5 protein-coding genes are annotated in these 6,572 nt (G+C 72.9%); 2 read left to right on the top strand and 3 right to left on the bottom strand.

Going from position 1 to position 6,572, the window contains the following annotated elements:
• Positions 1–58: 58 nt before the first annotated feature.
• Positions 59–550, bottom strand: a complete 492-nt coding sequence (locus ABT238_RS38410; protein ID WP_350569316.1) for a ribose-5-phosphate isomerase — start codon at positions 548–550, stop codon at positions 59–61.
• 58 nt (positions 551–608) lie between these two features.
• Positions 609–1,208 (bottom strand): biotin transporter BioY, encoded by a 600-nt coding sequence (locus ABT238_RS38405; RefSeq protein WP_350569317.1) that lies wholly within the window; start codon positions 1,206–1,208, stop codon positions 609–611.
• A gap of 301 nt (positions 1,209–1,509) precedes the next feature.
• Here ABT238_RS38405 and ABT238_RS38400 point away from each other — a divergent pair, with 301 nt between their 5' ends.
• Complete coding sequence (locus ABT238_RS38400; RefSeq protein WP_350807206.1) at positions 1,510–2,919, top strand: amino acid permease; 1,410 nt, start codon at positions 1,510–1,512, stop codon at positions 2,917–2,919.
• Positions 2,920–2,995: 76 nt separating this feature from the next.
• On the opposite strand, the gene ABT238_RS38395 is transcribed toward ABT238_RS38400, so the two are convergent.
• On the bottom strand, positions 2,996–3,646 hold the full coding sequence (locus ABT238_RS38395; protein ID WP_502884337.1) for a mycothiol-dependent nitroreductase Rv2466c family protein: 651 nt from the start codon (positions 3,644–3,646) through the stop codon (positions 2,996–2,998).
• A 260-nt stretch (positions 3,647–3,906) separates the two neighbouring features.
• On the opposite strand from ABT238_RS38395, the gene pepN reads away from it, so the two are divergent.
• A complete protein-coding gene (gene pepN, locus ABT238_RS38390; RefSeq protein WP_350807200.1) occupies positions 3,907–6,471 on the top strand; it encodes an aminopeptidase N in 2,565 nt (854 codons plus the stop codon).
• Positions 6,472–6,572: the final 101 nt, after the last annotated feature.

Raw genomic sequence — 6,572 nt, 5'->3', positions numbered from 1 at the left:
GGCCGCGCCGTCGGGGGCGCGGCCGGCCGCCGGGAGGAGCCGGGACGGGCGGGAGGGGTCAGCCCTCCTGCTGCGGGTGGTGGGCCGGGATCGGCGGGAGCTCGCCGGTGGTCTCGTACACGCTGAGCATGTCGATCCGGCGGGTGTGCCGCTCGTCGCCGCTGTACGGGGTGTTGAGGAAGATCTCGACGAACTTGGTGGCCTCCTCGACGGTGTGCATCCGGCCGCCGATGGAGATCACGTTGGCGTTGTTGTGCTCGCGGCCGAGCGCGGCGGTCTGCTCGCTCCAGGCCAGCGCGGCGCGGACGCCCTTGACCTTGTTGGCGGCGATCGCCTCGCCGTTGCCCGAGCCGCCGATCACGATGCCCAGCGCCTGCGGGTCGGAGGCGGTGCGCTCGGCGGCGCGCAGGCAGAACGGCGGGTAGTCGTCGAGGGCGTCGTAGATGTGCGGCCCGCAGTCGACCGGCTCGTGGCCGGCCTCCTCGAGCCACTCCACGAGGTGGTTCTTCAGTTCGTATCCGGCATGGTCGGAGCCCAGGTACACGCGCATGCCCATGAGTGTGGCATGCGCGCGGACCCGGGCTCCGCAGGGGGCGGGGAACCGCTGTTCAGCGGCGGCCGAGGAGCTTCCAGGCCAGGGGGAGGGCGCCGGCGGCGAGGGCGGCCTTCAGGGCGTCGCCGACCAGGTACGGGTAGAGGCCGAGCTCGGCGGCGCGGGCCGGCGAGACGTCGAGGGCGAAGGCCAGGTAGGGCACGCCGACCGCGTAGATGGCGAGGCTGCCGAGGACCATCGCGACGGCGGTGCGCACCGGCGAGCGGTCGGCGCCGCGCCGGGCCAGCGCGCCGACCAGGCCGGCGGCCAGCACGAAGCCGATGGCGTAGCCGAGCGAGGGCATCGACCAGCCGGAGGAGCCCTCGGCGAACCACGGGACGCCCGCCATGCCGGCCAGCAGGTAGAGGCCCAGCGAGGCGACGCCGCGGCGGGTGCCGAGCGCGGTGCCGACCAGCAGGGCGGCGAAGGTCTGGCCGGTGACCGGCACCGGGGAGCCGGGGACGTTCACCGACAGCTGGGCGGCGAGGCCGGTGAACGCGGCGCCGCCGGCGACCAGGGCGAGGTCGCGGGCCTGGGCGCCGAAGCGGGTGCCGGCGGCGGGCAGCAGGTCCGCGAGAACGGCGCGGCTCGGAACGGGGGTGCTGGCGGTGGCCATCGGGCTTCTCCTCGGCACGGCAGGGATCCGGACGATCGAAGGATCAGCGGATCGAGTGAGTGATCACTCTGAACCTACGCGGCGATCACGCCGAACACCGTCAGGGATCCGGACAAAGCCCCGACCGCCCTCCTTGTCGGATCCCACCCCGCCACGACGACGCAGCGTGATCGCCCACGCCCTTCCTGTCACCATGAGGTCCGTATGCTGGTCCCGAACCGGACATTCTTGGCATGCTCAGTCGCGTCACCGGATATTGGACAACTCGCACCGCATGTCGAACAGTCTGGATCCACCTCCCATGGCCCGCTCCTCCGCGCCCTCCGCGTCCGGGACCACCGCCCCCGCCTCCCCGGCCGGCGGCCAGCAGCTCTCCCACGGGCTCAAGCAGCGCCACCTCTCGATGATCGCCCTCGGCGGCGTCATCGGCGCCGGCCTGTTCGTCGGCTCCGGCGCGGGCATCGCGGCGGCCGGGCCCGCCATCATCCTCGCCTTCGTGCTCTCCGGCCTGCTGGTCATGCTGATCATGCGGATGCTCGGCGAGATGTCGGCGGCCCGCCCGGCCTCCGGCTCCTTCTCCGTGCACGCCGAGAAGGAACTCGGCCCCTGGGCCGGGATCACCGCCGGCTGGATGTACTGGGTGATGCTCTGCTGCGGCGTCGCCGCCGAGGCCACCGCCGCCGGCAAGATCGTCAACGGCTGGATCCCCGGCGTCTCCGCCTGGATCTGGGTCGCCCTGTTCATGGCCTTCTTCTGCGCCAGCAACCTCACCGCGGTGAAGAACTTCGGCGAGTTCGAGTTCTGGTTCGCCGCCGTCAAGGTCGCCGCGATCATCGCCTTCCTGGTGCTGGGCGCCCTCGGCGTCGCCGGCGTGCTCGGCCCCGGCGCCCCCGGCACCGCCAACCTCACCGGCCAGGGCGGCTTCCTGCCCACCGGCGTCAGCGGACTGATCGTCGGCCTGCTCGCCTCCGTCTTCGCCTACGGCGGCCTGGAGACGGTCACCATCGCCGCCGCCGAGTCCGAGGACCCCAGGCGCAACGTCGCCAACGCGGTGCGCACCGCCGTCTGGCGGATCGCGATCTTCTACATCGGCTCGATGGCACTGGTCGTCACCCTGGTGTCCTGGAAGGACCCGGCGGTCGTCGCCGACGGCCCCTACGTCACCGTGCTGCGCCACCTCGGCGTGCCCGGCGCCGGGACGATCATGCAGGCCGTGGTGCTGGTCGCGCTGCTGTCCGCGATGAACGCCAACATCTACGGCGCCTCCCGGATGGCCTACTCGCTGGTCGGCCGCGGCCAGGGCCCGCGCGCCCTCGCCAAGGTCGGCGGCGGGGTCCCCCGGCGGGCCGTGCTGGCCTCCTGCCTGTTCGGCTTCGCCGCCGTCCTGGCCGCCAAGTTCTGGCCCGACACCGTCTTCACCTGGCTGATGAACACCACCGGCGTCGCCATCCTGGTCGTCTGGCTGTTCATCTGCGTCGTGCAGCTGCGGATGCGCCGCCGCCTCGAACGCGAGGCGCCCGAGCTGCTCACCGTGCGGATGTGGGGCTTCCCGTACCTGACCTGGGTCGCGATGGCCGCCGTCGCCGGCATCCTCGCCCTGATGACCACCACCGAGGGCAACCGGCAGCAGCTGTACGCGGCCGGCGTGCTGGTCGCCCTGCTCACCTCCGCCGGCCTGCTCAAGCAGCGCCGGGACGCCGCCCGCGGCTGAGGCGCGGCGCGCGAAGGGGCCCGGTACCACGCAGGTACCGGGCCCCTTCGCGCGTCCGGGTACGGACGCGTGCGGGTTACTCGAAGGACGGGCTCGCGGTGCGGGTCCGCTTGATCTCGTAGAAGCCCGGCGTCGAGGCGACCAGCAGGGTGCCGTCCCACAGCCGGGCCGCCGCCTCGCCGCGCGGGATCGGCGTCACCACCGGGCCGAAGAACGCGACCCGCTCGCCGTCCGCGCCCTCGACCGCGATCACCGGGGTGCCGACGTCCTCGCCGACCAGGGTGATGCCCTCCTTGTGCGACAGGCGCAGCGCCTTGTCGTACTCGTCGGTGCCGACCGCGTCCGCCAGCTCCACCGGCAGCCCGGCCGCGGCCAGCGCCGCCTCGATCGTCTCCCGGTTCTGCGGCAGGCCCTGGTTGTGGAAGCGGGTGCCCAGCTCGGTGTAGAGCCGGCCCAGCACCTCGTCACCGTGCTGCCGCGCGGCCGCGATGCACACCCGCACCGCGCCCCAGGCGTTGTCCAGCAGCTCCCGGTACTGCGGCGGCAGGTCCCGGTCCTCGTTCAGCACCGACAGGCTCATCACGTGCCAGTTCACGTCCACCGGGCGCAGCTGCTGGACCTCGATCAGCCAGCGGGACGTCATCCAGGCCCAGGGACAGGCCGGGTCGAACCAGAAGTCGGCGGTCTTGCGCTCGGCGGCGCCGGTGGCACCAGCGGCAGTCGTCACGGCTGTCGTCCTTCGAGAGTCGTCCGGGAAGAAGTGCGGGAACGATGTGCGGTCGGGGGCCTGCGCGGCCGCACGGGACCGTGCCCCCAGAACCGCAACGCCCGGCCCCCGCCGCTGATTCCGTCCCGCCCGCCCGAGTTGTGCAATGGTACCGGCGCGGGGGGCGTGAAAGGATGCTCCCGCAGCACCACAGCGCGCCGCACCACCGCACCAGCGAAGACCGCACCACCACCGTGCGAGCCGGACAAAGGAGTACCGCCGTGCCGGGCAAGAACCTGAGCCGCGACGAAGCCCAGCAGCGGGCCAGCATCCTCACCGTGGACGGCTACCACGTCCGGCTGGACGTGACCTCGGCCCCCGAGCCGACGGCCACCACCTTCCGCTCCAGCACCACCATCGCCTTCCGCTGCGCCGAACCGGGCGCGTCGACCTTCGTCGACCTGCTCGCCCCCGCCGTACGCGCCGTCACCCTCAACGGCCGCGCCCTCGACCCGGCCACCGCCTACGACGGCGCCCGGGTGCACGTCGACGGCCTCGCCGCCGAGAACGTCCTGACCGTCGAGGCGGACTGCGCCTACAGCCGCACCGGCGAGGGCCTGCACCGCTTCACCGACCCCGCCGACGGCGAGACCTACCTCTACACCCACTACGAGCCGGCCGACGCCCGCCGGGTCTTCGCCACCTTCGAGCAGCCCGACCTGAAGGCCCCCTTCACCTTCACCGTCACCGCCCCGGCCGCCTGGGACGTGCGCTCCAACGCCCCGCACGAGAGCGTCACCGAGGACGGCGCCGCCCGCACCTGGGAGTTCGCGGCGACCAAGCCGATCTCCACCTACCTCACCGCCGTCGTCGCCGGCCCGTACCACGTCGCCCGCGACCACTACAGCCGCACCCTCGACGACGGCACCGTGCTGGACATCCCGCTCTCCGCGCTGTGCCGCAGGTCGCTCGCGCCGTACTTCGACGCCGACGAGATCCTCGGCGTCACCAAGCTCGGACTCGACTTCTTCCACGAGCGGTTCGGCTACCCGTACCCCTTCGGCAAGTACGACCAGGCGTTCGTCCCCGAGTACAACATCGGCGCCATGGAGAACCCCGGCTGCGTCACCTTCCGCGAGGAGTTCGTCTTCCGTTCGAGGGTCACCGACGCCGCCTACGAGGGCCGCGCCAACGTCGTGCTGCACGAGATGGCGCACATGTGGTTCGGCGACCTGGTCACCATGCGCTGGTGGGACGACCTGTGGCTGAAGGAGTCCTTCGCCGACTTCATGGGCTCCTACGGCCTGGTCGGCGCCGGCACCCGCTACCAGTCCGCCTGGGTCACCTTCGCCAACCAGCGCAAGGTCTGGGCCTACCGGCAGGACCAGTTCCCCACCACCCACCCGATCACCGCGGACATCCGGGACCTCGAGGACGCCAAGCTCAACTTCGACGGCATCACCTACGCCAAGGGCGCCTCGGTGCTCAAGCAGCTGGTGGCGTACGCCGGCGCGGACGCGTTCTTCGAGGGCGCCCGCCGCTACTTCCAGCGGCACGCCTTCGGCAACACCGAACTCGCCGACCTGCTGGACATCCTGGAGGAGACCAGCGGCCGCGACCTCAAGTCCTGGGCCGCCGCCTGGCTGCAGACCGCCGGCGTCAACACCCTCACCCCGCAGCTCACCGCCGACGCCGAGGGCCGGATCACCGAACTCGCCGTCCTCCAGGACGGCGGCGAACTGCGCCCTCACCGGATCGCGGTCGGCCTCTACGACCGGGACGAGGACGGCGCGCTGGTGCGCACCGCCCGCTTCGAACTGGACGTCACCGGCGCGCGCACCGCCGTCGCCGAGGCGGTCGGCCTCACCCGGCCCGCGCTGGTCCTGCTCAACGACGACGACCTGACCTACTGCAAGATCCGCTTCGACGAGGAGTCGCTGGAGACCCTGCGCACCGGCCTCGGCGACATCAAGGACGACCTGGCCCGGGCGCTCGCCTGGTCCGCCGTCTGGAACCTCACCAGGGACGCCCTGATGCCGGCCCGCGACTACGTCGCGCTGGTCCTGCGGTTCGCCGGCCAGGAGGCCAACATCGGCGTCCTGCAGTCCCTGCACGGCCAGGCCAAGAGCGCCGTCGACCTCTACGCCGACCCGGCGTGGCGCGGCGAGGGCGGCCGGCTGCTCGCCGACGGCGCACTGCACGAGCTGCGCGCCGCCGCCCCCGGCAGCGACCACCAGCTGGCCTGGGCCCGCTTCCTGGCGCAGACCGCCAACGGCTCCGAGCACCTCGGCCTGGTCCGCGGCCTGCTGGCCGGCACCGCCCGGATCGACGGTCTGGAGGTCGACCAGGAGCTGCGCTGGGCGCTGTGGCTGGCGCTGGCCGCGGCCGGCCAGGCCACCGAGGAGGAGCTGGCCGGGGAGCTGGCCGCCGACAACACCGCGAGCGGGCGCCGCCAGCACACCCAGTGCCTGGCCGCCCGGCCCACCCCGGAGGCCAAGGCCGCCGCCTGGTCCGCCGTGGTCGACTCCGACGAGCTGCCCAACGCCCTGGTCGAGGCCAACATCGCCGGCTTCGCGGTGCCCGCGCACCGCGACCTGACCGCGCTCTACGCCGCGCCCTACTTCAAGCTGCTGGAGCGGGTCTGGGCCGAGCGGACCATCGAGATCGCGATGCGCATCGTCGGCGGCTTCTTCCCGCAGGCGCAGGTCGACGAGGCCACGCTGGCCGAGGCGGACGGCTGGCTGACCGGGCACCCGGACGCGGCGCCCGCGCTGCGCCGCCTGGTGCTGGAGCGCCGGGACGACCTGGCCCGCGCGCTGCGGGCGCAGGCCTGCGACCGGGCCTGAGACGACGGACGGCGGGGGCCCCCCCCGCGGGGGGGGCGGGGCGGGCCACCTCTTTGTCGTCTTCTGTTCCTAGAAGTCGTCGTCGAAGGAGACCGAGCCCT

Origin of the sequence: Kitasatospora sp. NPDC001527 (genome assembly GCF_040298605.1) — a bacterium.
In the GTDB taxonomy this organism is placed as follows: domain Bacteria; phylum Actinomycetota; class Actinomycetes; order Streptomycetales; family Streptomycetaceae; genus Kitasatospora.
Note: the sequence above shows the minus strand (reverse complement) of the source record. Positions and strands in the feature narration are given on the sequence as shown.

Bases quoted from the DNA above. Each gene is read 5' to 3' on its own strand.
- ABT238_RS38400 (WP_350807206.1), top strand. From the start codon at position 1,510: ATGGCCCGCTCCTCCGCGCCCTCCGCGTCCGGGACCACCGCCCCCGCC.
- ABT238_RS38410 (WP_350569316.1), bottom strand. From the start codon at position 550: ATGCGCGTGTACCTGGGCTCCGACCATGCCGGATACGAACTGAAGAAC.
- ABT238_RS38405 (WP_350569317.1), bottom strand. From the start codon at position 1,208: ATGGCCACCGCCAGCACCCCCGTTCCGAGCCGCGCCGTTCTCGCGGAC.